Here is a 25269-nt window from a genome sequence, read left to right as displayed (position 1 = left end):
ATACGTTTTCGTCCCTGAGGAAGAGGGGGAGCGTCGATGACCGAGACAGCGGTGGACCCGGCGGGCCGGGCGGACGAGGGCGTCCACGCACGGCCGGTGGCGGAGCTGTTCTTCGAGCGGGCCCGGCGGTTCGCGGAGCGCCCGGCGGTGGACGAGCCCGGCGGCACGCGCTACACGTACGGCGAACTCGCCTCCCTGGTGGCTGAGTTCGCGTCCGGCCTGCGCGCCCTCGGAGTCACCTCCGGGGCGGTGGTCGCGGTGGCGGGCTCGCGCGGCCCGCAGGCCTGCGTGGCGCTGCTGGGCGTGGTGTGCGCCGGGGCCACCTACCTGCCGCTCGACCCGACGCTGCCCGAAGCCCGGGTGACCGGCATGCTGCAGGACGCGGCGGCCGTCGCCGTGGTCCGGCTGCCCGGCGCCGGCTCGGTGCCTCCGGAGACCGCGCCCACCTGGGACTACGGGCGGATCCTGGCCGCCGGACGGGCGGCGCCCCCGGCCCCGTTCGAGCCCTCGGCCGACGTGCCCGCGTACGTCATGTTCACCTCCGGCACCACCGGGCGCCCCAAGGCCGTGGCCGTGCCGCAGCGCGGGCTGGTCCGGCTCGCCGTCGACAACGGATTCCTGGACGTCCGGTCCACCGACCGGGTGCTGCACGCGGCGACGCTCTCCTTCGACGCCTCCGTCCTGGAGATGTGGCCCGCCCTCCTGAACGGGGCCTGCCTGGTCCCCGCCGATTCCACCCTGCTGCTCGCCCCGTACGCCCTCGCCGCCTTCCTGCGCGAGCAACGCATCACCGTGCTCTTCGCCACCACCAGCGTGTTCCACCACATCGCGCACGAACGCCCGGAGACCTTCGCAGGCCTGCGCTACGTCCTCACCGGCGGCGAGGCGCTGCGTCCGGACGCGGCCCGCCGCGTGCTGGCACACGGGCGGCCGGAGCGGCTGATCAACGCGTACGGCCCCACCGAGACCGCCTGCGTCGCGCTCGCCCATACGGTGGAGTCCGTCCCCGGGGGCGCCACCGGCATCCCCATCGGCCGCCCGATCGCCGACACCGACTGCCTGGTGCTGCGGGACGACGGCACGCCCGCCGGGCCGGGGGAGGAGGGCGAGCTGTGGATCGGCGGCCCTGCCGTCGCCGCGGGCTACCTCAACAACCCGGCCGAGAGCGCCCGCCGCTTCCTGACCCCCGAGGGGGCCGCCGCATCCGGGACCCACTACCGCACCGGTGACTTCGTACGCCGCCGCGCGGACGGGGTCATGGAGTTCCGCGGCCGCCGGGACGACCAGGTCAAGGTGCGCGGTTTCCGGATCGAACCCGACGAGATCCGCGACGCGGTCGCCACCCACCCGCAGATCACCGACTCCGTGGTCCTCGCCCGCGAGGACGGCGCCACCCGCCACCTCGCGCTCTACGCCGCCGCGACCCGCCCGGGCCGCCACCCCGGGGTACGGGAGCTGCGCGCCCACCTCGCCGAGCGGCTGCCCGCCTTCATGGTCCCGGCGACGATCACGGTGCTGGACCGGCTCCCGCTGGCCGCGAACGGCAAGGTCGACCGGGCCGCCCTGCTCGCGCTGACCCCGGCCGCGGACGCTTCGGCGGCGCCCGCCGGGGCGTCCGCCGACCCGGTCGCCGGAGCCTGTGAGGGAAACGGCGCCGGAGCGCAGGACCCGGGCACCGGGGCCGGCGCGCCCGAGGAGAGCCTCGCCGCCCTCGTCACCCGGATCTGGGAACAGACCCTGCCGCAGGGCGTCGTGCACGCCCCCGACGACGACTTCTTCGTCCGCGGCGGGAACTCCCTGATCGCCGCCCAACTCGTCAACACCGTCCAGGCCGCCCTGCGCATCGGGGGCGCGCACAGCTACCGGCTGGTGGGCGATCTGCTGAACCAGCCCACCCTCAAGGCCTTCATCGTCGCCGTCGAAGCCACCGTCCACGACCGGCCCACCCCGCGCGGCGCGCCCCTCGCGCGCCGCTGGCTCGCCGACCTGGAGCGGCCGGTCCCGCGCGTCACCCCCGTGCCGATCACCGCGCACGACCGCCCCGACTGGCGGGTGCCCCGGCACGTCCTGCTCACCGGAGCCAGCGGCTTCCTCGGCGCCCACCTGCTGCGCGCGCTGCTCGACCGCACCGACGCCGAACTGCACCTGCTCGTCCGCGCCCGGGACCTCGCGCACGCCCACCGCAGGATCGCCCGCGCGCAACGCCGCCACGGCATCACCCGGCCGCTGCCCGTCGCGCGGATCCACCCGCTGCTCGGCGACCTCGGGCAGCCACGACTAGGGCTGACGACCGCCGAGTTCGACGAGCAGGCCGCCCGCGCGGACGTCATTCACCACTGCGGGGCCGACGTCAACTTCCTTTACCCGTACGAGCAGTTGCGCCCGGCCAACGTCGACGGCACCGGGGAGCTGATCGCGCTCGCGGCGCGCCGGGGCGTACCGCTGCACTACGTCTCCACCATCGGTGTGGTGCACGGGTTCGGCGCGGCCGGGGTGCGCGAGGTCACCGAGGACACCCCGCTCGACCACGTCGAACTGCTCTCCATGGGCTACACGGAAAGCAAGTGGGTCGCCGAGGAACTCCTGCGCAAGGCCGCGCGGGCGGGGCTGCCCGTCGCCGTCCACCGCCCGCACGAGATCACCGGCGACTCCCTCAGCCACACCTGGGACAGCGGGGCCGCCCTGTGCGAACTGTTCAAGGTCATCACCGAGCTGGGCCTCGCGCCCGATCTGCCCGTGGCCCTGAACTTCGTCCCCGTGGACCACGTCGCCGCCTCCATCGCCCACCTCGCCGCGCACCGCGAGGCCCAGGGGCAGACGTACCACCACGTCAACCCGCGCGAGGCGCTCCTGGAGGACCTCGTCGAGCGGCTGCGCGCCCACGGCCACCGGATCGAGACCGTGGGCTACCACCGCTGGACCGAGGCGATGCAGGCGCACCTGGCCCAGCGGCCGGGGCACTCCTTCGCCCCCTTCGCGCCCCGGTTCACCACCCTGGCCGCCGGGAGCGACCTCACGCTGGAGGAACTCTGCACGACCGATCACTTCCCGGCCCTCGGCCGCGAGCGGATCGACGCCGACCTGCTGGGCAGCGGGCTGAGCTGCCCGCCCGTGGACGCGGCCTTCCTCGACGCGTGCATCGGCTACTTCCACGCCTCCGGCTTCATCCCCGCGCCGGCGCCTTGAGCGGATCCGGAGCGATGTCGTGTGCGTCCGCTCCGGGGACCCCGTAAGGTCGGACGACGTTTGCGGGCCGGGACGCGGGTCCGGGCGAGGGTGCGGGTGCGAGGGGGTCGGTGGTGGGGACAGCAGTGTGGGCGCCGTTGGTGACGACCGCGCCCAATGCCGCACCGACCTACCAGGTCAAGCTGCTGGTCGACCCCTGCCGGATCCTGGGAGCCGACGGCGTGCCGCTGGAGCGGGCCGCCGGCGCGCTCGGCCTCGGGCGCTCCAGCGGCTTCGAGGTCACCCAGTACATGGACGACGCGGAGCTGAGCTTCGCCGGGCAGGGCTGGATCATCCGGTTCCGGCACGACGGCGCCGAGGACCGGCTGCGGCTGACCTACAAGACCCGTTTCGCCATCGCGGGCGACGGAACCGACCGCGCCGCGGTCGAAGCGGCCCTCGACCTGGCCAACGCGCACAGCTTCGACTGCCGCGACACCAACTACGACCCGCAGGTCAACCTCAGCTATTCGCGCGCCACGCTCGACTTCTCCAACAAGAAGCGCGAGCCCGCCCCGGGCCTCGCCCCCGGCGCGCTGCCCGATCCGGTCGCCTGCCGGGCCATCGCCCTCGACCGGCTGCCCGGCAAAATGCGGAAGTGGCCCGCGAAACCCGCCGGCTGGGCGGAGGCAGTCGCGGCCGACCCGCTGATCCACGGGCCGGTCCGGCAGACCAACTACCCCGGCGAGATCCTCGGCCACACCCTGGAGATGCAGGTCACCCCGCTCCGCGACGCGCACGGGCGGGAGACCTGGTTCACCGAGGTCACCGCCAAGGCCGAGACCTTCGTGGAGGCCGTGCGGCTGCGCGCCGACCTGATGGGCGCACTGCGCGACGAGGGCTGGCTGCTGGAGCGCAACGCGTTCAAGACGGACCTCGTCCTGGGCCGCCACCACCGGGGCCGGTGACCCGGTGTCGCAGCGCGGGGGCGCGCCCGGGGATCCGGCGGACGGCCGTCCGCCCCGCCCCACCTGCCGGGTCTGCCGGAGCCGCGCGTGCGGGCGGGTCGTCCGGGCCCGCCCGCCGTACGCCCGGCCGGGGCGGCGGCCGGCGTCGCGGTGCGCCGCGGGGCCGCCCTCCCGGTGTCCTGGATCCGACCGCGGGGCTGACGCCGGGCCGCCCGTTTCGGCATGCTGGTGAACATGACATCCCGGTTCGTGCCGGCCCCCGCCCGGTCAGGGTCCCTTCCGGTCGCGGGACGCGCGGAAGACACCGCCGGTCCGCCGGGTGCGGGCCGCGTCGTGGGGCCGCGAGCGGCGCCGTCCCCGCGGGAGGCGGCCGCTCCTGCGGGCGTCCCGCCGGGCGGCATACGGCTGGCGCACCTCGCCGACCTGCACATCGGATCGCCCCTGCGCGGGCTGGAGCACCACCCCGGCGCCCCGGCGATCGACCCCGCGCAGGCCCCGTACGACGCCTTGCGCGCGATGGTGCGCCGCATAGCCGAGGGCCGCTACGACGGCGTCCTCGTCGCCGGGGACGTCTTCGACCGGCACCACGGCGACGCCGCCGCGCTGAGCGCCTTCCAGGACGCGCTGGGGCGCTTCCACGACGAAGGCCTGGTGACCGTCGTCGTCTCCGGCAACCACGACGCCGCGTCACCGCTGCCGGAGAAACTGCACCTGCCGCCCTCGGTGCGCTGGCCGGGCCCGGACGCGCCGGAAACCGTGCGCTGGGAGCACCTCGGGATCGCCGTCCACGGCCAGTCCATCGCGGAGGCGGACGACCTGCGCGACATCGCGGCCGGCTATCCGCGACCCGTCCGGGGGCTGGTCAACGTCGGCGTGCTGCACACCAGTCTGCACGGCGCGTGGAGCCGCAGGAGGTGCGCCCCGACCACCGTACGGACGCTGGCGGACGCGGGCTACGACTACTGGGCCCTGGGACACGTGCACCACCGGATGAGGCCCGCCCCCGGTGTCTTCGCGGTGTACCCGGGCAACGTGCACGGGCGCGGCCCCGCCGAGCACGGCGGCCGCGGCTACACCGAGCTGCTGATCGGCGGGGGCGCCCTGACCGCGAGCGACGTCGACACGGCCCCCGTGCGCTACGAACCGCTGCACCTGGGCCGCGCCGCGACCGCCGAGGCGGACATCCGGGCCCGGTTCGCCGACGTCGCGGCCCGGCCCGCAGCGCCGGCGGGGACCGCGGGGGCCGTCGTGTGGACCGTGTCCGGACCGGCCGGCGACGACCCGCCCGGGCTCGTCCGGCTGGCCCGCGAGGTGGCCGGTGAGCTGGGCCGGTCCGAGTTCATGGTGTGCGGGGCGGCTGACCGCGCGGCCCTCCCGGGAAAGGCCCTTGGGTAGGCTCGGCCGCGCGGACGATCACCCGACCACGGGTGACGGCGGGAGCGAGGCGGGGCCATGGCGGACGACGGGCAGGGCGCGGTACGGGGGACGACGGTGATCGCGGGAGCGGAGGCGGGTGCCGCGCCCGCGGACGGACACGCCGCGCTCGCGGCGCTGCGCGCGCTGGCCGATGCACGCCCCGGCGAGGTGGTCCTGCTCGACGGTTTCCGGGACGCCGATGTCGATGCCTGGCCCGTGCCGGTTCCCGAGGCGGTCCGGACCGTCCTGCGGGAGACGGGTGGACTCGAAGTGGACGGTGAACGCTTCGAGTTCGGCCCGCGCGGCACACCGCATTTCACGGACGGATACTGGACCATCGGTGAACTGGACGTCGGAGAGGGATCGTTGATCGTCGGCGTGCCCGAGGGGGAGGCGGCAGATCACGCCGACTGGGGTCCGGTGCTCGCCGTCCACACCTGGGGCGAGCAGGAGATCACCGTCGAGGCGCCCGGCTTCACCGGCTGGCTGACCGACCTGGCCACCCGCCTCGCCGACGGCGCGGACCCGGACGACCGGCCCGAGCCCCCCTTCTTCGTCCCCGCCCGGCCCACCGTCGAGGCGGCCGAGGGCCCCGACGCGGAACTCGCCGCGCTCGTCGGCCGCGGCGACTCGCTCACCGATGTCGCCGACCTGCGCGACCTCCCCGGCTACCCGTGCGGGATCGGCTGGGAGCCGTACTTCTCCACCCTCTTCAACACCGCCGACACCGGGAGCAGCGAGGTCCAGTACCGCCTCGCCGGGAACGGCCGCGCCCTGCTGCTGCGCAGCGTGGTGAGCGGCGACTTCCTGGGCCGCCCCGTCCGCCGCCACGCGGTGCCCGCCGACGCCGCGAGCCGGGCCGTCCGTGAACTGCGGTCCCTGGCGGTCGAGTTTCCGGAGGTCGTGCGGCTCGACGAGGGCTGTACCGACGCCGCGATGGACGCGTGGGAGGTGCCGGTGCCGGAGGAGATCCGTACGGTGCTGCGCGCGATCGGCGGCGTACGGATGGCCGGGCTGGCGCCGCTGCGCCTGCTGCCCGGCGCCGAGGCCGACGAGGCGCACGCCGTCGACCCCGAAACGCACCGGATGATGGGCGGTGACGGTTCCTACCGGCCCCTGGCGCGCGTCGACTACGCCCGCAGCTCCGCCCTCGCACAGGTCCGCGTCGACCAGGAGAGCGGCGCCTGGGGCGCGGTCGTCTCCGTTCCCACCGATCCCGGCCAGTTGCGGACGTATCCCGAACTCACCTTCCTGGCCGAGTCGTTGCCGGTGTTCCTACTGACCCTGGCCCGGCTGGCGCGCCGGGCCGCCGCGAGCGCGGACGCCGCCCGGCACCTGGCCCAGGCCGCGCACTGGATGTTCCCCAACTCGGGGGAGGCCTGGACCCGCCCCGTCCCGGTCGCGGAATGGGCGGGCTCGGGGGACCCCCTGCGCGCCGCCGTGACCACCCTTGCGGAGGGTGCGCACGCCGCCGACCTGCGGGATTCGCCGACCCCCAGCGACCTGTGCTTCCACCGGGCTGCCCGGTGGCCGCGGCGCGGGCTCCTGGACCGCCTGTACTTCCCGGGGGCGGGACTGCTCGCGGTGGCCGTCCCGGTGACCCCGCGGAGCCCGGGGGTGTAGCCGGTGCGGCCGGGCCGGAACCGGATCGCGCCGGGCGCCGTCTGAGACCCCGTGTGGAGGAAACGAAGAATTCTCGCGGTGCTGCTCGCCCTGCTCGCGACCCAGCTCGGCTCGCTGATCAGCCCGGCCTACGCCTGCGGTTGCGGGGCCATGATCCCCGACGCGCGCTCCCGGATCGGGGTCGGCCGGGAGAGTTCCGTGGTGCGCTGGGACGGCGCCACGGAACAGATCGTGATGCGCTTCAGCGTCAGCGGGGACGCGCACCGGGCCGCCTGGGTCATGCCGGTGCCCGGCCGGGCGACGGTGGAGCTGGGCGACCCCGACCTCTTCGCCGACCTGGCCGAGCTGACCCGGCCCGAACACCGGACGCGCGGCTATTTCTGGCCCCGGGACCGCGACTGGCCGTTCGGCTCCGGGCGGGCGGACGGCGCCGGCGCCGCGCCCTCCGCCGGGGCGCCCGAGGTCGGGGTGGTCGGCCGTGAACAGCTCGGCGACTTCGACGTCGCGCGCCTCACGGCGACCGACCCGCAGGCGCTGCGCGGCTGGCTGCGGGACAACGGTTTCGAACTCCCCGAGGGCCTCGCCACCGAACTGAAGCCGTACGTCGACCAGCAGTGGGAGTACGTGGCGGTGCGGCTCGCGCCCAAGGAGCCGGGCCGGACGCTGCGCGGAGACCTGGACCCGCTGCGGATCCGCTTCGCCAGCGACCGGCTGGTGTATCCGATGCGCCTGTCCCGGCTGGCGAAGACCGCCCAGTCCCTCGGCCTGTACGTCCTGGCCGACCACCGGATGGAACCCCGCTCCTCGATCGGCGGCGCCGCCCCCGAGGTGACCTTCGCGGGCCGTCTCGACCCGAAGGCCGGGGCGGTGAACCACGCTCTGGCCGAACTGACCGAAGGCAAGCCGGTGTTCCTGACCGCCATCGAGCAGCGGTTCCCGCAGCCCGCCCGGATCGAGGGCGATCACGAGCTGCGGGCGGCCGCCGCCGACACCCCCTACCAACGGGTGATCTACCGGGACCGGCTGCTGACGGTGGGCGACGGCATCCCCGTGTGGTTGCTGACCGTCGGGACAGCGGTGGCCGCCCTCGTGGCGGCGGGCGCGGTGGCCCTGCGGCTGCGCCGCCGACGCCGCCGCGCGCGGGACGGCGTACCGGCTCGGGCGTGACGGAGCCCCCGGCGCGGCTCAGGCCAGGGGGGCCTTGCCGCGCAGCACGGTGAGGAACTCCCGCATCCACGCGGAGTGGTCGGGCCACGCCCGGGCGGAGACCAGGGTGCCGTCCACGACGGCCTCGGAGTCCTCGAAGGCGGCTCCGGCGGCCGCCATGTCCGGGGCCAGCGCCGGATAGGCGGTCACCCTGCGGCCCGTGAGCCCGCCGCCGACCGCGGTGATCAGCGGGCCGTGGCAGATCTGGGCGATCGGCCGGTCGGTGCCGGTGAAGGCCGCCACGATCCGCTGGACCTCGGGGTCGTTGCGCAGGTACTCCGGTGCCCGGCCGCCCGGGATGACCAGGGCGGCGTACTCCTGCGGATCCACCTCGGAGAAGGCGAGGTCGGCCGGCCAGGAGTAGCCGGGCTTCTCCGTGTAGGTGTCGAAGCCCTCTTCGAAGTCGTGTACGACGAACCGGAGTTGCTTGCGGCTGGGGGCCGCGACGTGCACCTCGTGCCCCTCCTCGCGCAGGCGCTGGTAGGGATAGATGACTTCCAGTGACTCCGCCGCGTCGCCGGTCACGATGAGGATCTTCACTGCCATGGGCTGCTCCTGGTGGGGCTGTCACGGACTGGGGCCCCGAGGGGGCCAGAGCCACCGTGCCCGTGCGGCGGGGTTCTGCCAAGAGGGCGTCACCCGGACGGCGGCCCGCCCGCGCCGCCCCGGAGCGGCGCGGGCAAGGTCCAGGCTCCCGACATGTGTTCTTAATCTGTTGGGCACATGACAATGTGAACCTCGCTCTGCCACCTGATGTCCCGCCAATTCCCCGGGCGGGAGCGGTGCGTGTGGAGAGGTACCCCCCACGTGATGAGACTCTCGCGCCTGGCGCCCCTGGCCGCAGGCCTCGCGGCGACCGCCTTGCTGTTCGCCCCCGTCCCCGCTTCCGCGGGCCAGGGGCCCGCCCCGGCGGCTCCCGCCTCCGTGTCCCTCGCGGGTTCGACCGCGGTGGACGCGTACTACGCCTCCGCCGAGGGCAAGACCGGCCCCGCGCTCAAGAGCGCGCTCCACGAGATCATCAAGGTCCAGTCCAAGGTCACCTACGACCAGGTGTGGAACGCCCTGAAGGTGACGGACGAGGACCCGGCCAACCACAACAACGTGATCCTGGTCTACTCGGGCCGCTCGCAGTCCAAGGCCACCAACGGCGGCGGCTCCAACGACTGGAACCGCGAGCACGTGTGGGCCAAGAGCCACGGCGACTTCGGCACCGCCACCGGTCCGGGCACCGACCTGCACCACCTGCGCCCCGAGGACGTCACGGTCAACAGCACCCGCGGCAACAAGGACTTCGACAAGGGCGGCAGCCCGGTCGCCGAGGCCCCGGGCAGCTTCACCGACTCGGACTCCTTCGAACCGCGCGACGCCGTCAAGGGCGACGTCGCGCGGATGCTGCTCTACATGGCGGTCCGCTACGACGGCGGCGACGGCTTCGCGAACCTGGAAGTCAACGACCTGGTCAACAACGGCTCGGCCCCCGCGATCGGCCGGATCAGCGTACTGAAGCAGTGGAGCCAGCAGGACCCGCCGGACGCCTTCGAACAGCGCCGCAACCAGGTCATATTCGACACCTACCAGCACAACCGCAACCCGTTCGTCGACCACCCGGAATGGGTCGCCCAGATCTGGTAGCCGGTATGGGCTGCGGCGTCAGGTGGGAAGGCCCACGCGGCGTTCGTGCGTGCGGCGCTTCTGGATGACGACGGCCGCGACCAGCAAGGTGCCCTGGGCGACGTTCTGCCAGAAGGGGTTGACGCCCTCGACGGTCAGGCCGTTGTCCAGGGCTCCCAGCAGGGTGATCGCCAGCAGGGTGCCGCCGACCCCGCCGCGGCCGCCGGTGAGCAGGCAGCCGCCCAGGGCGGCGGCGGTGATCGCCTTCAGCTCCAGGCCCTCGCTGCCCGAGACGGGGTGGCCGAAGCCGGTGCGGGCGGTCAGCAGGATCCCGGCGACGGCGGCGACGACCCCGGCCAGGCCGTAGACCGCGATGAGGTACTTGTTGATGTGGATCCCGGCCAGCCGGGCCGCCGTGTCGTTGCCGCCGATCGCGTAGATGTTGCGGCCGATGTCCGTGTACTTCAGCAGCAGGTGGATGCACGCGGTCACCGCGGCGAGCACCCACAGCAGCACGGGCACGCCGGCGATGGCGCCGTTGGCCAGGAACACGAAGACGTCGTCGTTGCTGACGTAGCCCTGCGCCGCACCCTTCGACAGGAGCTGCGCGACGCCCTTGTACACGGCCAGGGTGGCCAGCGTGGCGATCACCGGGTTGATCCGGCCGTAGACGATCACCGCACCGTTGAGGAGACCGGCGAGCAGGCCCACGCCGAGCGCCGCGGCGATGCCGAGCAGTGCGTGCGAGCCGGTCGAGGTGAACACCATGGCGGAGACGACGGAGGCGACGCCGACCTGCGAGCCGACGGAGATGTCCAGGGCGCCGCAGATGATCACCACCGTCTGCACCAGCGCCAGCAGCCCCGAGATGGTCACCGCGTCGCCGATCACCTTGATGTTGGCCCAGGTGAGGTAGGCCGGGTTGAGCGATCCGAAGAGGGCCGTCACGAGGATCAGGCCGCCGATCAGCCCGGCGTTCTGGCCCCCGACGGCGCGGAGCCGGGCCGCCGCGCGGCCCGGCTGCCGGGCCCCGGGAGTCCCAGGGGCCTCGGCGGTCCCGGGGCCTTCGGGGTTCTCAAGGTTCTCGGGGTCCGCGGCTGCCCGGGGTCCGTTCGGGTTCCCCGGTTCCTCGGGGGGAGCCGTCCTCGTCCTCATGTCCGTCCTCCGCTGTCGTGCGTACGGTCGTGCGCGCCGTCGCCCGGGGTCAGGTCGTCGGCCATGGCCAGCGCGAGGACCCGCTCCTCGGTGGCTTCGGAGCGGCTCAGCTCGCCCGTGATCCTGCCTCCCTGCATGACCAGCACCCGGTCCGCCAGGCCCAGCACCTCCGGCAGCTCGGAGGAGATCACCAGCAGCGCCACCCCGGCTCCGGCGAGGTCCGCGATGATCCGGTAGATCTCGGCCTTCGCACCGACGTCGATGCCGCGCGTCGGTTCGTCGAGGATGAGGACCTTCGGGCGGCGCGCCAGCCAGCGGGCGAGCACCACCTTCTGCTGATTGCCGCCGGAGAGCCCGCGCACCTCGTGTTCGATGGAGGGCGCGCGCACCCGCAGCCGGTCGGTGAACTCCCGCGCGAGGCGCCGCTCCGCGCCCCGGCGGACGAACCGCAGGCGGCTGAGCCGCCCCAGCATCACCAGCGTGGTGTTGTCCCGGACCGAGCGGTCCATGAAGAGCGCCTGCGCCTTGCGCTCCTCGGGAGCCAGGCCGATCCCGGCGCGCACGGCGTCGGAGGGGCGGCGCAGCCGCACGGCGCGGCCGTCGACCGCGACCGTCCCGCCGCGCAGCGGGAGGTCGCCGACCAGGGCCCGGGCGAGTTCGGAGCGTCCGGCGCCGACGAGCCCGGCGAGCGCCACCACCTCCCCGGCCCGGACCCGCAGGCTGACCCCGCTCACGTCCTCGGTGCACACGTCCCGGACGTCCAGGACGACCCGGTCCGTGGCCACGTGCGAGCGGGCGAAGAGGGCCGAGAGGTCCCGGCCGACCATCATCCGGACGATCTCGCTCTCGTCGGTGGCCGCCGCGTCCCGTACGCCGACCAGCGCACCGTCGCGCAATACCGCGACCCGGTCGGCGAGTTGGAAGATCTCCCGCATCCGGTGCGACACGTACACCACGGCCAGGCCGTCCGCGCGGAGCCGGCGGATGAGTGCGAACAGGGCCGCCACCTCGTGCTCCGACAGGGAGGAGGTCGGTTCGTCGAAGGCGATGACCCTCGCCTCTCCGGTCAGGGCCCGCAGGATCTCCACCAACTGCCGCTGGGCGGCGGTCAGATCGGCGCCGGGTGTGTCGGCGTCGAGCACCTCGGCGAAGCCGATCCGCAGCAGGTCCGCCCGCAGGCGCCGGCGCAGCCCCGCCCGGTCGAAGCGACGCCCGGTCCGGGTCGGCAGGGCGCCGAGATAGACGTTCTCGGCGACGCTGAGGTGCGGGACGATCTCCGGCTCCTGCGGGATGAGCCGGATCCCGGCCGCGCGGGCGGCGGCGGGGGAGTGCAGGTGCAGCGGGACGCCGTCGAGTGCCACCGTGCCGGAGTCGGCGGCCTGGTCGCCGCAGACGATCTTGAGCAGGGTGGACTTGCCCGCGCCGTTCTCACCCATCAGGGCGGTGACGGTGCCCGCGGGGAAGTCCAGGTCCACCCCGAGCAGCGCCCGTACCGCGCCGCCGCCGTAACTCTTGGCGAGGCCCGTCACGCGCAGCCCGTCCGCCCCGTCCTTGTCGACGCCGCTCATGCGCAGCTCAACCCGGCGTCTTTCCAGTGCTCCGCGTCGACCATCCGGGTCGGTGCGAAGGACTCCGGGGCGAACTCCTTGCCGTTCTTGAGCTTGTCGTACATGGCCTGGACGGCCAGCTTCCCGACCTCGTCGCCGGGGATGTACAGCGCCGCCTTCATGCCGTTGTCGGCGCCCGCCTGCCAGTCCTTGCAGGCCAGATAGGCGCCGAGGCCGATGCCGATGATGTCGGCGCCCTTCACCCCGGCGTTGTTGAGGCCCTTGACCCCGCCCGAGACGTTCTCGTCGTTGCAGCCCATGACCACCCAGTGCCGTACGCCCTGGTTGGCGGTCACGGTGGCCTCGACCTTGGCCTGCGCGCCCGCCGGGGTGTTGTCCGTGCCGACCTCGACGGCCCGCACCTCCGGGCCGCCGGCCTCCTTCCACGCGGCTTTGGCGCCGTTGACCCGGTCGGTGCAGACGGTGGTGTCCTGCTTCCAGGCGTAGACGATCCGGGTGTCCGCGGCGCTCCAGCCCGCCTTCAAGAACTCGGCGGCGGCCCGTTTGCCGACCTCGTTGCCCATCTGGACGCCGGAGAAGCCCACCCTCGGCACCAGGTTCGCCTTGTCGCAGTCCGCGGGCCGGGGGCCGTTCGCGCACACCTGGTCGTCCGAAGTGAGCAGCGCGATACCGGCGTTCCTCGCCTCGGCGACCACCTGCGGCCCGACCGCCGACTCCGGCACCACGATGATGATGCCCTGGTTCTTCTGCGCGGCCGCCGACTTCACCTCTGTGATGGTCTTGGACGCGTCGTTGCCGAGGTTGACCACCCGGAGCCTGATGCCCAGTTCGTCGGCCCTGCGCCGCGCGCCGGCGGCCTCGGAGACGAAGTACTCCTGGTCTCCCTGCTTCTGGAGGTAGGCGATGGACAGCGGGCCGTCGGCCGGGCCCTTCCCCCCGCCGCCGCCGGACGGCTTGCCGGACGAGCAGGCGCCCACGCTGAGCGTGAGCGCGAGGGCGACGGTCAGCGCCGCGGCGCGGTGGACCGTACGGAACGCGGGTGTGCGGGACGGGATCGTGCGGGGCGAGGGGCGGGTGCGCATGCCTATGGACTCCCTTGCGGCGAGGGTCAGTTGCAGGTGAGCCGGGGAGCGGCCCAGTCCGCGTGGTCGGAGTTGATGCCGTTGCCGCCGTCGGTCACGACGAGCTTCAGCGTCTGGCCGCCGCTGAGATCGGCGCTCAGCCCGCGCGGTGCGTCGGCCGTGGTGAGCAGACCGCTGTCGGCGGCCTTGACGCCGTCCCGGTAGATCTGGAAGACCACCGAGCCGTTGCTGCTCTTCTCGTCGTCGACGCCCACGTTCACGGTGAGCGTGCTGCACCGGCCGCCCAGGTGGTAGGTGACGGTGCTGGCCGCGTGCACGCCCAGACCCTTGGCGTACGTCACTGCGCCGATGGTGAGCGTGCGGCCGTCACCGGCGGCCTGCTCGCCGTTGCTGCGGTCCTTCTCCACCGGCCCCCACCCGCTGGTGGCGCCGGTCCAGGACAGGTCGGAGAGCTGAGAGGTGCCCGCGGGAGGGAGCGGGAGGGCGCCGGGGGTGATCCGCAGGACCGTGGTGGCGTGCGGGGCGACCGAGGCGCTCAGGCCCGGGCCGTTGCTCGTCGACGTGGCCTTGGTCCACAGGTCCTTGAGCGCGTACGGCGCGCGGCCGCCGATGCCCAGCGCGTCCAGGGTGGTGGACACCGTGGCCGTGGAGCCGGTCTCGTTGGTCAGGGACACGGCCCGGTCGCCGTTCTGCAGTTCCTTGACCATGACCACCAGGCCGCCGTTGGCGGAGACCACCGTGCCCTGCCGCCCGAGCGGGTCCTGGTCGACGGCGATGACGTCGGTGTTGGAGAGGATCGAGAGGGTCTCCGCTCCGGCCGTGCGCAGGTCGCTGCCGATGAGGAGGGGGGCGGCCATCATCGACCAGAGGCTGAAGTGGGTCCGGTACTCGGTGGCGGTCATGCCGCCGTTGCCGACCTCCAGCATGTCGGGGTCGTTCCAGTGGCCGGGTCCGGCGTACGGCGCGAGACCCTGGTTGGCGTGCGCGATGCCGATCATCGAGGTCCAGCTGTCGCTGATGTCGCCGGTGGTGCGCCACAGGTGGCCGACGTCGGCACCCCAGTTCCAGGGCTGGTTCTGGCCCCATTCGCACAGCGAGAACACGATGGGCCGTCCCGTGTTCCTGAGCGCGTCCCGCATGGCGGTGTACCGCTTCTTGGCGTCCACGCCCTGGTTGTTGCAGTTGTCGTACTTGAGGTAGTCGACGCCGAAGGAAGCGAAGAGGTTGGCGTCCTGCTGCTCGTGGCCCAGGCCGCCCGGGAAGCCCGCCGTGTCGCAGGTCTTGGTGCCGGCGCTGGTGTAGACGCCGAACTTGAGCCCCTTGCCGTGGACGTAGTCGGCGAGGGCCTTGATGCCGTTCGGGAAGCGGACCGGGTCGGGGACCAGGTTGCCCTGGGCGTTGCGGTTGGGCAGCGCCCAGCAGTCGTCGAGGTTGACGTACTGGTAGCCGGCGGCCTTCAGCCCTTTGGAGACGAACAGGTCGGCTATGCCCTTGACCATGCTCTCGTTGAACTCGGCCCGGCAGTGGGTGGAGTTCCAGTTGTTGAAGCCCATGGGCGGGACGAGCGCCTGGCCGTCGGGCAGGGCGGCGGCGGGCGTCGCGGTGGTGACCACCACGGCTCCGGCGAGCGCGGCTGCGCCCGCCGCGGGCAGCAGGAGCGGCAGGGCCGAGAGGGCCGCGGTCAGGCGCCGGAGGGTACGGCCGCGCAACGGGCGCGGGGTGCGTGCGGAACGTAACGAGCGCAAGGGGCGTAATGAGCGCGGGGGGCGTGACGAGTGCGCGGAGGGCGGCGTAGGCGACGAGTGCACGGACGGCTCCTGGGGGCGAGAGGTGCGCGAAGGTGTGCGAAGACGTGCCAGTACGTGGCGGGGCGTGCCGAGATGTGCGGAAACGGCCCTGCCGACCGGGAGGTGCCGAGCGTTCCCGGGGGCCAAGTCATCAGGATCGAACGGAATCCAACCGGACGGCCCACATCACACTGCCGTTTCGTGAGCATGTCAATAAGGCGTGCGCATGCGGTCAACACCCGGCGCGTGCCGCTTTGTTGGAACGTGTTGACGCTGGAGCGTGCCGTCACGATGCTCGGGGGACCGGGGCGCCGCGCCCCGGGGGAGAGGAGCCGCAGGATGGCCGATCCCGGCAGTCTGCTGGCCCATCAGCGCCGCGCGCACATCTTGGAGGAGGTACGCCGCCGGGGCGGGGTCCGGGTGAACGAACTGACTCGCTCCCTGCACGTCTCGGACATGACCGTCCGGCGCGACCTGGACGCCCTCGCCCGCGAGGGCCTGCTGCTGAAGGTGCACGGCGGTGCGGTGCTCGGCGGTGAACCCAGCAGTCACGAACCCGGGTTCGACGCGAAGTCGCAGTGGGAGCGGGCGGCGAAGGACTCCATCGCGAAGGCGGCGGCCGCGCTGGTGGCTCCCGGATCGGCCGTCGCGCTCTGCGCGGGGACCACGACGCACGCCCTGGCCCGGGAACTGTCCGAGATCCCCGGACTCACCGTGGTCACCAACTCGATCCGGACCGCGGAGGTCTTCGAGGCCGCGCGGCTCGGCGGCGGTGCGAGCGCCACCACGGTGCTGCTCACCGGTGGCATCCGCACGCCCTCGGACGCGCTGGTCGGGCCCGTGGCCGACCGCGCCATCCGCTCCCTGCACGTGGACCTGCTCTTCGTCGGCTGCCACGGGCTCGGCACCGCGACCGGACTGACCACCCCGAACCTCGCCGAGGCCGAGACCAACCGGACCTTCCTGCGCTCGGCGCGCCGGACCGTACTGCTCGCCGACCGCACCAAGTGGACGATGGTCGGGCTGACCACCTTCGCCACCCTCGACCAGATCGACGTCCTGGTCACCGATGCACTCCCGCCCGACGAGGCCGCGGCCATCGCCGAGCGGGTGGGGGAGATCGTCCTTACCTCGGATCCCGCGGGCTGAGCGCGGCCTCCTCGGCGGGCCGCGGGTACCAGCGGTGCCACCAGTGCCGCCGGCGCGGGTGGACGGCCCGGCCGAGGCGGCGCCCGAGCAGCAGGTAGCCGAGCAGCGCGCCGGACGTGTTCAGGATCACGTCGTCGATGTCGAAGGCGCGGCCCGTGACCAGGGCGCCCTGGATCAGCTCCACCAGGATCATGACGGCCGCGGTCGCGACCGCGACCCGCGCCAGCCCCCGGGCCCGCGGCACCAGGACGGGCAGCAGCACGCCGAACGGGACACCGAGGAGGAGGTTCCCCCCGAGCTGGCGCGCCGCCTCGCGCACCGTGCCCCGGTCGATGTACGCGCGGATCGAGCGGCCGGGGTGGACATTGCTGTACGTCAGCCCCTCCGAGGCGGCCGAGGGCTCCAGGGTGAGCCGGGCCAGTACCACGCTGAAGGCGACCATCGCCGCAAAAGCCAGCAACACCAACGCTGTCCGCATGATGAGATGCCGGGTCGAGCGACGGCGCGGCTCCTCGGGCACTTCCGCCGGGGGCTTCCCGCCCCAACTCCACTTCCTGGTCAGTGTCATGGCGCCCTCCTACCCCTGGCGCCGCGGTTGACGCGGACCCGGACCGGCGCGCGCCCGAAACGTGAACTGGATCACCTTTGTGTTTGCTCATTCCCCGACGGGGCATTTGCGCCCCTTGAGCGAACCCCGGGCGGTGCCGTCTGCCGCCCGGGACGACGCGGGCGGATCCCGCATCGCTCCACGGCCGCCGGTCCCCGGACCGCCGCGCCGTGCTCACTGCGACCCGCGAGGTACATGTGTCCAGGCTCCAGACCGAGCACGTCTACAAGGTGTTCGGCAGACGACCCGAGGAGGCGGTGCGGTCCCTCGAGGCCGGCGCCGACCGCGACGACCTGCGCGCCGACGGAACGACGGCAGCGGTGATCGACGCCTCCTTCAGCGTCGAGCCGGGCCAGATCTTCGTCGTCATGGGCCTCTCCGGATCCGGAAAGTCCACCTTGCTGCGGATGCTGAACGGGCTCCTCGAACCGACCGCGGGACGCGTCCTCTACGACGGCCAGGACCTCACGGCGCTCAGCCCGGGTGACCTGCGCCACGTCCGCTCCACCAAGATCAGCATGGTCTTCCAGCACTTCGCGCTGTTCCCGCACCGCGACGTCCTGGAGAACGCCGCCTACGGCCTCGAAGTCCAGGGCGTGCCCCGGGCCGAGCGCGAGCGCCGGGCCACCGAGGCCCTGGAGCTGTGCGGCTTGGCCGGCTGGGAGCGCTCCTGGCCCGACGAACTCTCCGGCGGCATGCAGCAGCGCGTCGGCCTGGCCCGCGCCCTGGCCACCGACGCCGACCTGCTGCTGATGGACGAGTCCTTCAGCGCGCTCGACCCGCTGATCCGCCGCGACATGCAGGACCAGCTGCTGGAGATCCAGACCCGGCTGAAGAAGACCATCGTCTTCATCACCCACGACCTGAACGAAGCGATGCGCCTCGGCGACTCCATAGCCGTGATGCGCAACGGACGGATTGTCCAGCTCGGCACCGCGGAGGACATCCTCATGCGGCCCGCCGACGACTACGTCGCCTCGTTCATCCAGGACGTGGACCGCTCCCGCGTGCTCACCGCGGACGCCGTGATGACCGCCCCCGGCCGCCCCGGCGGCGCCGAGGACCGCGCCTGCGACTGCCCCACCGTCAGCGCCGACACCCCGCTCGCCGAGCTGTGCGCGGTCAGTGCCCGGGTGCCGCACCCCGTGGCCGTCACCGGCGCCGACGGCGCCGTGGTGGGGCGCGTACCGCAGTCCCGCCTGGTCGCCTTCATCGGCGACGAGCAGCGCGCGCCGCTGCGGTGCGACCGTACGGCCGTCCCGCGCCAGAAGCAGGAGGTGGCGCTCTGATGCCCCGCCTCCACCTCGGTGTGTGGGTCGACCACGCGGTCGACTTCCTCCAGAGCCACCTCTCCTGGCTGTTCGACGCGATCGCCACCGTCGTCACCGGCCTCTACGACGGCTTCGACGCCGTACTGTCCTTCCCGCACCCGCTGCTCTTCGCCGGCATCCTGGCCGTCGGCGCGTGGTGGCTGCGCGGCTTGCTCGCCGCGCTGCTCGCCTTCGCCGGCCTCGCGCTCATCGACTCCGTCGAGCTGTGGGACGAAGCGATGTCCACCCTGTCCCTGGTGCTCGTCGCGACCCTGGTGACCCTCGTCATCGCGGTCCCGCTGGGCATCTGGGCCTCGCGCTCCGCGCGCGTGAGCGGCGTCCTGCGCCCGGTCCTGGACTTCATGCAGACCATGCCCGCCATGGTCTACCTGATCCCCGGCATCATCTTCTTCGGTGTCGGCGTGGTCCCCGGCATCATCGCCACCATCGTCTTCTCCCTGCCGCCCGGCGTCCGGATGACCGAACTCGGCATCCGCCAGGTCGACGGCGAACTCGTCGAGGCCGCCGACGCCTTCGGCACCACCCCGCGCAACACCCTGATCAAGGTGCAGCTGCCCCTCGCGCTGCCCACGATCATGGCGGGCATCAACCAGGTGATCATGCTGAGCCTGTCCATGGTCGTGATCGCGGGCATGGTCGGCGGCGGCGGCCTGGGCGGCGCCGTCTACCGCGCCATCGGCAACATCGACATCGGCCTCGGCTTCGAGGCGGGCATCTCCATCGTCATCCTCGCCATGTACCTCGACCGGATGACCGGCGCGCTCGGCCGGCACGTCTCGCCGCTCGGCCGCCGCACGCTGGCGAAGGCCCGCGCCCTGGCGACCGGCCCGAAGCGGGTCTGGAACCACCGTCCCCAGCCCGCCTACGCCCTCACCGGTGCGGTCGTCCTGGCCCTGGTCGCGGGCGGTCTGAACGCCTTCGGCAGCCCGGGGGAGACCACCGTCGCCGCGGCCGACGATGTCGGCAAGGGCCGCAAGGTGAGCATCGGCTACATCCCGTGGGACGAGGGCATCGCCTCCACGTTCCTGTGGAAGGAGCTCCTGGAGCGCCGCGGCTTCGAGGTCGAGGCCCGCCAGCTCGAACTGGGCGCGCTCTTCACCGGCCTCGCGGGCGGCCAGGTCGACTTCCAGACCGACGGCTGGCTGCCGGTCACCCAGGCCGAGTACTGGGCGAAGTACGGCAACAAGCTCGACGACCTCGGCTCCTGGTACGGGCCGACCTCCCTGGAACTGTCCGTTCCCTCGTACATGAAGGACGTCCGGTCCCTCGCCGACCTCAAGGGCAAGGGGGACCGGTTCAAGGGCCGCATCATCGGCATCGAGCCCAGCGCGGGCGCGATGGGACTGCTCAAGAGCAAGATCCTCAAGGAGTACGGCCTCGACGGCGAGTACCAGGTCGTCGACGGCTCCACCCCCGGCATGCTGGCCGAACTCAAGCGGGCCTACGACAAGAAGGAGCCCGTCGCGGTCGTGCTCTGGTCGCCGCACTGGGCCTACGCCTCGTACGACCTGACCAAGCTCGAGGACCCCCAGGGTGCCTGGGGCAAGGGCGACGGCATCCACAGCCTCGCCCGCAAGGGCTTCGCCGCCGACGAGCCCGAGGTGGCCTCGTGGCTGCGCGATTTCAAGCTGACGGAGCCGCAGCTCACCGGCCTGGAGGCGAAGATCCAGCAGACGGGCAAGGGCAAGGAGCAGGAAGCCGTGCGCGCCTGGCTGAAGGAGAACCCGCAGATCGGCGGCAAGGCGGCGGTCGCCGCGCACTGAGCGGGGGTGCCCGCGCCGTTCCCTGAGCGGGGGGCGAGGCGCGCGCACCCGCCCGCGGGGATCCGCCCCCGCCCCCTCGCGGCCCCGGCCGACCGGCACACGTCCTGCGCGACGAGCCGGTCGGCCGGGGCCGTTCCCGCTGAAGCGGGGGCTGCCGAGGGCGACGCGTCGCAGGGGGGCCGATTACCCCTGACCGGCGACGTTCGGCAGGATGAGGGCATGACCGAGATCCGCACCCCCCGACTCCTCCTCCGCCGCTGGAACGACGACGACCTCGTTCCGCTGTCGGAGATCAACGCCGACCCGGAGGTGATGCGCTGGATCGGCGACGGGTCCGTCCGCGACCTGGACGAGACCGCCGGTGACATCGAGCGCTGGGAGGAGGAGTGGGACGACGAGGGCTTCGGCCTGTTCGCCGTCGAGCTGCTGGCCTCGGGAGAGCTGATCGGCGCCGTCGGGCTGACCGTCCCGGACGCGCTGCCCGAGTTCGCGCACGAGGTGGAGATCACGTGGCGGCTCGGCCGGCCCTTCTGGGGCCAGGGCTACGCCTCCGAGGCCGCGCACGCCACGCTGGAGTTCGCGCTCCAGGACCGGGGCCTCGACCGGGTCATCGCCATCAACCGGGCGGGCAACGACGAGTCCGAGAACGTGATCCGCAAGCTGGGCATGGTCTCGGAGCGCGACGCGAACCACCCCGTTTACGGCCACCTCCTCCAGGTCCACACCATCGACCTGACCGAGTACGACGCCTGAGCGGCCCGATCGCGCGCCTCCGGGCCGGGGCCGTCACCCCGGACGCCGTAGGCCAGCGGGGTGGGAGTGCCGGTCATCGACCGGCCCGGCCGTGACCTGCAACTAAGGTGGGCCCATGAGTGCCCACGGCGTCAGCCCCGCAACCCAGTGGCCGCCGACCCCGGCCTGGATGTCCGACTGCGCCGAATGCGTGCGGCTCTACGGGGCCGTGCAGCGCGTGCACGCGGCGGCCGACGGGGCCCGGGACGGGGCCGGAACCGGTGCGGCGGCCGGGGTCTCGCGCACCCGGCTGGCCCGGCACCTCGCCAACATGCACCTGGAGCACATCCCGCGCTGGACCCCCGGCTGCGCACCGTGCTCCGACCACCGGGCGGCCCTGGAGCGCGCCACGGCGTCCGGTCTGCTGGGCGCGGGGGCGTCCTGGCTGGCGGCGGAGCACCGCGCCGCCCACCTCTTCGTACCGGGGCTGGGGACGGGGCCGTCGTAGGCCGACCGCCACTGCCCGGAGAAAGCCGGACACCGGACATCAGTGCCCTTTTCCGGGGAACCATTGGGAGCCCCGGGGTCTCTACATGATCGAGTGGCCCTCCGCGGGGGCGCCACCCACACCACGAGACAGAGGGCGGGCGGGTGTCCCGGCCGGTACAAGCTAGGTGGCACGACGGATGAAGGCGGTACCAGTGGCGGGCGAGTCGCCCGACACGCCCAAGAGCGAGCAGGACCCGGCCGCGAAAGCGGCGGCCACCCCGGCCCCCGACCCGGCGCCGACCTCGGCCGCGGCCTCGGACCCTGAGCCTGAGCCCGACCCGGCCTCGGAACCGGACCCGGCTCGGTCCGAAGCTGTCTCGACCGACATTGCGTCCGATGATGCGGATGCGGATGCGGATACGGAGGGCGAGGGCGATGCGGGGGCGGAGTCCGTGCCTGCCGACTCCGGGTCCGCCGCTGACGAGGATGAGGCGGCGGCATCCGCTCCGGCCGACCCCCGGTCCGCCGACGGCTCGGCGGGCGTACGGGCTTCGGTCGGCCCGCGGTCCGTTGACGGCCCCAGGTCGGCAACCGGCGCTGCGGCGGTTCGGACTGCCGTCGACCCGAGGGTAGTTGCCCAGGCGGCTCCGTCGCGGGGGCCGGAGCCCGAGCCGGATCCTGCCTCCCCGTCGGGTGCCGAGGCGGATGCGGATGCGGATGCGGGCGCGCGGAAACGTTCCGCCGCCGTGCCGGAGCCGGAGCCCGTGCCGCAGCCCGAGCCCGAGCCCGAGCCCGAGCCCGAGCCCGAGCCCGAGCCCGAGGCTGTGCCGGAGCCGGAGCCGGAGCCGGAGCCGATGCCCGAGCCCGAGCCCGAGCCCGAGCCCGAGGCCGAGCCCGTGCCGGAGCCCGAGCCCGAGCCCGTGCCGGAGCCCGAGGCCGAGCCCGTGCCCGAGGTTGAGGCCGAGCCCGAGCCCGAGGTTGAGGCCGAGCCCCAGCCGGAGCCCAGCGCGTCGCTCGCGCGGGCCGAGGAGGGCGCTCCCGCCGGGGGTACGTCCGTACCGGACGCGACGGACGAGAAGCCGTCGCGCGATGGCGGACCGGCGTCGGGGGACGGGCCCGCCCGCAAGGCGCCGCCGGAGGCGGACGCGGCAACGGCCGACGCACCGGCGGCCCGCACCGCCCCGAGCTGGGCGAAGCCCCCGGCAGCGGCCTCCAGGCCGACCTGGGCCAAGAACGCGCCCACCGTGCCGACCACGCCGGACGACGCACCGGACGACGAGCCGGACGCGTCTACGGCCGAAGCGCAGGCCCCCCGCGCCCCGGTGGAGCCCGCACCCCGTGCCGAGACCAAGGCCGGGACCAAGGAACAGGGCGCCCCCGCGCGAGCCGCGCTCCCGGCCCGCACCAAGGATGGGGACAAGGCGTCGGCACCCGCGGCCGACGAGGGCACCCCCGCGGCCACGGCACCCCCGGCACCGAGCCCCCGCACCCCGGCCAAGGCGGCACCCCCGGCCAAGGCCGCACCCCCCGCCCCAGCACCGGTACCCACCCCCGCCCCCGCTCCCACCCCCCTCCCCGAGCGGTCGGCCCTCGATCTGCTCGCGGAGCTCACCAACACGCCCGCGCCGACCGGGACGGCCGCGCGTACCGTCGCGCGGCGGTTCAAGATCTGGACGCCCGTGCTGCTCGTGCTGGTCGGCGCGGCCGTCGTCGCGCAGACCGTGCGGCCGGTGCCGCCGACGCGTCTGGCCACCGGGGACGCCGTGGTCTCCTTCGCCTTCGACGGGAGCTACACGGCCCCGTGGCCCGCCGCCGGCCAGGGCGCGATCCGCGTCGTCGGGACCGGCGCCGTCGGCACGTTCGGGGAGCAGAAGCCCGTCCCGATCGCCAGCGTGGCCAAGGTGATGACGGCGTACGTCATCCTCACGGGGCACCCGTTGAAGAAGGACGAGGCCGGCCCGCCGATCGAGATCGACGCCAAGGCGGTCGCGGACGGCGCGGCCGAGGACGAGTCGCGCGTCGAGGGCCTGCGCGTCGGAACCAAGTTCAGCGAGCAGGACGTGCTGAAGATGCTGATGGTTCCGTCGGCGAACAACGCGGCCCGCCTCCTGGCCCGTTGGGACGCCCGGAGCGACTCGGAGGCCCCGTTCGTCGAGAAGATGAACGCCGCCGCCCGGACGCTCGGCATGACGAACACCACCTACACCGACCCCAGCGGGCTGGACGCCGGTACCAAGAGCACGGCGGAGGACCAGGTCAAACTGGCGGAGGCGGTCATGCGGTTCGACGCGTTCCGGGCGATCGTGGCGCTGCCGACCGCCCCTGTCCCGGGCCTGCCGGCAGCGCTCCTGAACAACAACGCCAGCCTGCTGCAGTCCGGACTCAACATCAAGGGCATCAAGACCGGGTCCAGCACGCCCGCGGGCGGCGCGCTGATGTGGGCGGCGTACAAGTCGGTCGGCGGCAAGGACCAGTTGGTCCTCGGGGCCACCCTGGAGCAGCGCGCCCCCGCACCCGACAAGGACGCCGTCAACAGCCTGGCCCTGGTCAAGGAGAACAGCAAGAAGATCATCGAGTCGGTACGGGGCGCCCTGACGGCCGCCGCGGCCGTCAAGAAGGGGCAGGTCGTCGGCTACGTGGACGACGGGCTCGGCAAGCGCACCGCGCTCGTGGCCACCCGGGACGTCCAGCTGGCGGGCGTCCCGGGCCAGAGCGTACGGCTGACGCTCACCGAGGGCGGCAAGGCGCTGCCGCGCGCGGCCAAGGCGGGAACGCCGGTCGGCGAACTGGTGCTCGGTGACGGCCCCGGGGCGACGACGGTTCCCCTGGCCCTCAAGGAGAACCTCACGGAGCCCTCCTTCACGACCAAGCTGTTGCGCCTGAGGTAGTCCCGCACCGCTTCGGCCGTTCGTGGGCCCCCAGCCGATCCCGGCCGGGGGCCCACACGCATGCGCACCCCGCTCCGGCCCTTCCCTCCGCTTCGGGTGCCCCGCCTCCGCTTCGGCCGGCTTCGGCGCCGGGGGGCGGTGACCTTCGCCACGGAGTACCGGGGCGGGGGCGTATGCAGGGGGTGGCCGCGCCGTCGGGGCGGACGGTGCGGGAGTGGCCGGGTCAAGCCCATGGGACCAAGTGGAACGGCGAGATCCGGACAGAGAGAGGCGCACGAGGCCGTTGGGGCCTGCAGGGGGCCGACCCGGGCGCGCGGCGCCCCCGAGCCGTGGATCACCGCCCCGTCGCCCCACGGCCCCGGCTCCGCGGTCGATCCCGGCGTCCGTTTGCAACCGTTCCGCTACGGCAAAGGCGCGGCGCGCCGCATCGCGCGTCCCGCCCGCTGCCGCCGCGCCGTCCACGACTCCGCCGTCGCGGCATCCGGCGACGGCCGGCCGGGCTCGCGCGGCGGTGCGGAATCTGACATTCGATCGCCGTAATCCGGACAGTCCCGTATACGAACCGTAGTGTCCGAAGGGCGCCAATCGCAGGCTGCGGGGCCGGTGATGGCCGTTTCGGTTGCAGGTGGCGGCGGTGACCCATCTCACTGTGCGAAACGTTGCCAGGCTTGCCGCACTGCCCGAATATCGACCCGGGATGCAGTCCGGCGCGATCGCGATCCGATCGCC

18 protein-coding genes are annotated in these 25269 nt (G+C 73.5%); 12 read left to right on the top strand and 6 right to left on the bottom strand.

Annotated features, from left to right (window positions below):
- The first annotated feature begins 36 nt into the window (after positions 1-36).
- The 5 genes from ABZY31_RS16640 (at position 37) to ABZY31_RS16620 (ending at position 8339) form a co-directional block, all read left to right on the top strand.
- Positions 37-3186 (top strand): amino acid adenylation domain-containing protein, encoded by a 3150-nt coding sequence (locus ABZY31_RS16640; protein WP_356410480.1) that lies wholly within the window; start codon positions 37-39, stop codon positions 3184-3186.
- Positions 3187-3299: 113 nt separating this feature from the next.
- The gene (locus tag ABZY31_RS16635; protein WP_356410478.1) at positions 3300-4133 is read left to right on the top strand and encodes a hypothetical protein; all 834 of its coding nucleotides are present in this window, start codon (positions 3300-3302) and stop codon (positions 4131-4133) included.
- A gap of 333 nt (positions 4134-4466) precedes the next feature.
- A complete protein-coding gene (locus ABZY31_RS16630) occupies positions 4467-5528 on the top strand; it encodes a DNA repair exonuclease (RefSeq protein WP_356410476.1) in 1062 nt (353 codons plus the stop codon).
- Between the two features lie 57 nt (positions 5529-5585).
- A complete protein-coding gene (locus tag ABZY31_RS16625) occupies positions 5586-7172 on the top strand; it encodes a hypothetical protein (protein WP_356410473.1) in 1587 nt (528 codons plus the stop codon).
- 81 nt (positions 7173-7253) lie between these two features.
- Complete coding sequence (locus tag ABZY31_RS16620) at positions 7254-8339, top strand: DUF2330 domain-containing protein (RefSeq protein WP_356410548.1); 1086 nt, start codon at positions 7254-7256, stop codon at positions 8337-8339.
- A gap of 18 nt (positions 8340-8357) precedes the next feature.
- Here the strand turns inward: ABZY31_RS16620 and ABZY31_RS16615 are convergent, their stop codons facing one another.
- Positions 8358-8924: a DJ-1/PfpI family protein gene (locus tag ABZY31_RS16615; protein ID WP_356410471.1), complete on the bottom strand. Its 567-nt coding sequence runs from the start codon at positions 8922-8924 to the stop codon at positions 8358-8360.
- A gap of 264 nt (positions 8925-9188) precedes the next feature.
- Here ABZY31_RS16615 and ABZY31_RS16610 point away from each other — a divergent pair, with 264 nt between their 5' ends.
- On the top strand, positions 9189-10010 hold the full coding sequence (locus ABZY31_RS16610; RefSeq protein WP_356410468.1) for an endonuclease: 822 nt from the start codon (positions 9189-9191) through the stop codon (positions 10008-10010).
- 18 nt (positions 10011-10028) lie between these two features.
- On the opposite strand, the gene ABZY31_RS16605 is transcribed toward ABZY31_RS16610, so the two are convergent.
- Genes ABZY31_RS16605 through ABZY31_RS16590 form a run of 4 tightly spaced genes read right to left on the bottom strand, consistent with a single transcriptional unit; the run spans position 10029 to position 15347 of the window.
- On the bottom strand, positions 10029-11144 hold the full coding sequence (locus ABZY31_RS16605; RefSeq protein WP_356410465.1) for an ABC transporter permease: 1116 nt from the start codon (positions 11142-11144) through the stop codon (positions 10029-10031).
- Positions 11141-12712: a sugar ABC transporter ATP-binding protein gene (locus ABZY31_RS16600; protein WP_356410462.1), complete on the bottom strand. Its 1572-nt coding sequence runs from the start codon at positions 12710-12712 to the stop codon at positions 11141-11143. Before ABZY31_RS16600 ends, ABZY31_RS16605 begins: the two co-directional genes overlap by 4 nt.
- Entirely contained in the window at positions 12709-13794 is a 1086-nt protein-coding gene (locus ABZY31_RS16595) for a substrate-binding domain-containing protein (RefSeq protein WP_356410459.1), read from the bottom strand. Before ABZY31_RS16595 ends, ABZY31_RS16600 begins: the two co-directional genes overlap by 4 nt.
- 26 nt (positions 13795-13820) lie before the next feature.
- Positions 13821-15347, bottom strand: coding sequence for an NPCBM/NEW2 domain-containing protein (locus ABZY31_RS16590; protein ID WP_356410546.1), 1527 nt, complete (start codon positions 15345-15347; stop codon positions 13821-13823).
- A 573-nt stretch (positions 15348-15920) separates the two neighbouring features.
- On the opposite strand from ABZY31_RS16590, the gene ABZY31_RS16585 reads away from it, so the two are divergent.
- Positions 15921-16730, top strand: coding sequence for a DeoR/GlpR family DNA-binding transcription regulator (locus ABZY31_RS16585; protein WP_356410457.1), 810 nt, complete (start codon positions 15921-15923; stop codon positions 16728-16730).
- Here the strand turns inward: ABZY31_RS16585 and ABZY31_RS16580 are convergent.
- Entirely contained in the window at positions 16708-17298 is a 591-nt protein-coding gene (locus tag ABZY31_RS16580) for a VanZ family protein (RefSeq protein ID WP_356410454.1), read from the bottom strand. The genes ABZY31_RS16585 and ABZY31_RS16580 overlap by 23 nt on opposite strands.
- A 236-nt stretch (positions 17299-17534) precedes the next feature.
- On the opposite strand from ABZY31_RS16580, the gene ABZY31_RS16575 reads away from it, so the two are divergent.
- The 5 genes from ABZY31_RS16575 (at position 17535) to ABZY31_RS16555 (ending at position 24540) form a co-directional block, all read left to right on the top strand.
- Complete coding sequence (locus tag ABZY31_RS16575) at positions 17535-18626, top strand: betaine/proline/choline family ABC transporter ATP-binding protein (RefSeq protein ID WP_356410451.1); 1092 nt, start codon at positions 17535-17537, stop codon at positions 18624-18626.
- The gene (locus ABZY31_RS16570) at positions 18626-20431 is read left to right on the top strand and encodes an ABC transporter permease/substrate binding protein (protein ID WP_356410448.1); all 1806 of its coding nucleotides are present in this window, start codon (positions 18626-18628) and stop codon (positions 20429-20431) included. Before ABZY31_RS16575 ends, ABZY31_RS16570 begins: the two co-directional genes overlap by 1 nt.
- 219 nt (positions 20432-20650) lie before the next feature.
- Positions 20651-21184 (top strand): GNAT family N-acetyltransferase, encoded by a 534-nt coding sequence (locus ABZY31_RS16565; protein WP_356410445.1) that lies wholly within the window; start codon positions 20651-20653, stop codon positions 21182-21184.
- A gap of 115 nt (positions 21185-21299) precedes the next feature.
- A complete protein-coding gene (locus tag ABZY31_RS16560) occupies positions 21300-21671 on the top strand; it encodes a hypothetical protein (protein ID WP_356410442.1) in 372 nt (123 codons plus the stop codon).
- A 745-nt stretch (positions 21672-22416) separates the two neighbouring features.
- Entirely contained in the window at positions 22417-24540 is a 2124-nt protein-coding gene (locus tag ABZY31_RS16555; RefSeq protein ID WP_356410439.1) for a serine hydrolase, read from the top strand.
- The last annotated feature ends 729 nt before the right edge of the window (positions 24541-25269 follow it).

Origin of the sequence: Streptomyces sp. NPDC006529, from assembly GCF_040611795.1 — a bacterium.
Classification (GTDB): Bacteria; Actinomycetota; Actinomycetes; order Streptomycetales; family Streptomycetaceae; genus Streptomyces.
This window is presented reverse-complemented; position numbering and strand designations above follow the sequence as displayed.

Coding starts and splice junctions, on each gene's coding strand:
- ABZY31_RS16590 (WP_356410546.1), bottom strand. CDS start 15,347: ATGGGCTTCAACAACTGGAACTCCACCCACTGCCGGGCCGAGTTCAAC.
- ABZY31_RS16610 (WP_356410468.1), top strand. CDS start 9,189: ATGAGACTCTCGCGCCTGGCGCCCCTGGCCGCAGGCCTCGCGGCGACC.
- ABZY31_RS16640 (WP_356410480.1), top strand. CDS start 37: ATGACCGAGACAGCGGTGGACCCGGCGGGCCGGGCGGACGAGGGCGTC.
- ABZY31_RS16570 (WP_356410448.1), top strand. CDS start 18,626: ATGCCCCGCCTCCACCTCGGTGTGTGGGTCGACCACGCGGTCGACTTC.
- ABZY31_RS16615 (WP_356410471.1), bottom strand. CDS start 8,924: ATGGCAGTGAAGATCCTCATCGTGACCGGCGACGCGGCGGAGTCACTG.
- ABZY31_RS16625 (WP_356410473.1), top strand. CDS start 5,586: ATGGCGGACGACGGGCAGGGCGCGGTACGGGGGACGACGGTGATCGCG.
- ABZY31_RS16605 (WP_356410465.1), bottom strand. CDS start 11,144: ATGAGGACGAGGACGGCTCCCCCCGAGGAACCGGGGAACCCGAACGGA.
- ABZY31_RS16560 (WP_356410442.1), top strand. CDS start 21,300: ATGAGTGCCCACGGCGTCAGCCCCGCAACCCAGTGGCCGCCGACCCCG.
- ABZY31_RS16565 (WP_356410445.1), top strand. CDS start 20,651: ATGACCGAGATCCGCACCCCCCGACTCCTCCTCCGCCGCTGGAACGAC.
- ABZY31_RS16580 (WP_356410454.1), bottom strand. CDS start 17,298: ATGACACTGACCAGGAAGTGGAGTTGGGGCGGGAAGCCCCCGGCGGAA.
- ABZY31_RS16585 (WP_356410457.1), top strand. CDS start 15,921: ATGGCCGATCCCGGCAGTCTGCTGGCCCATCAGCGCCGCGCGCACATC.
- ABZY31_RS16600 (WP_356410462.1), bottom strand. CDS start 12,712: ATGAGCGGCGTCGACAAGGACGGGGCGGACGGGCTGCGCGTGACGGGC.
- ABZY31_RS16595 (WP_356410459.1), bottom strand. CDS start 13,794: ATGCGCACCCGCCCCTCGCCCCGCACGATCCCGTCCCGCACACCCGCG.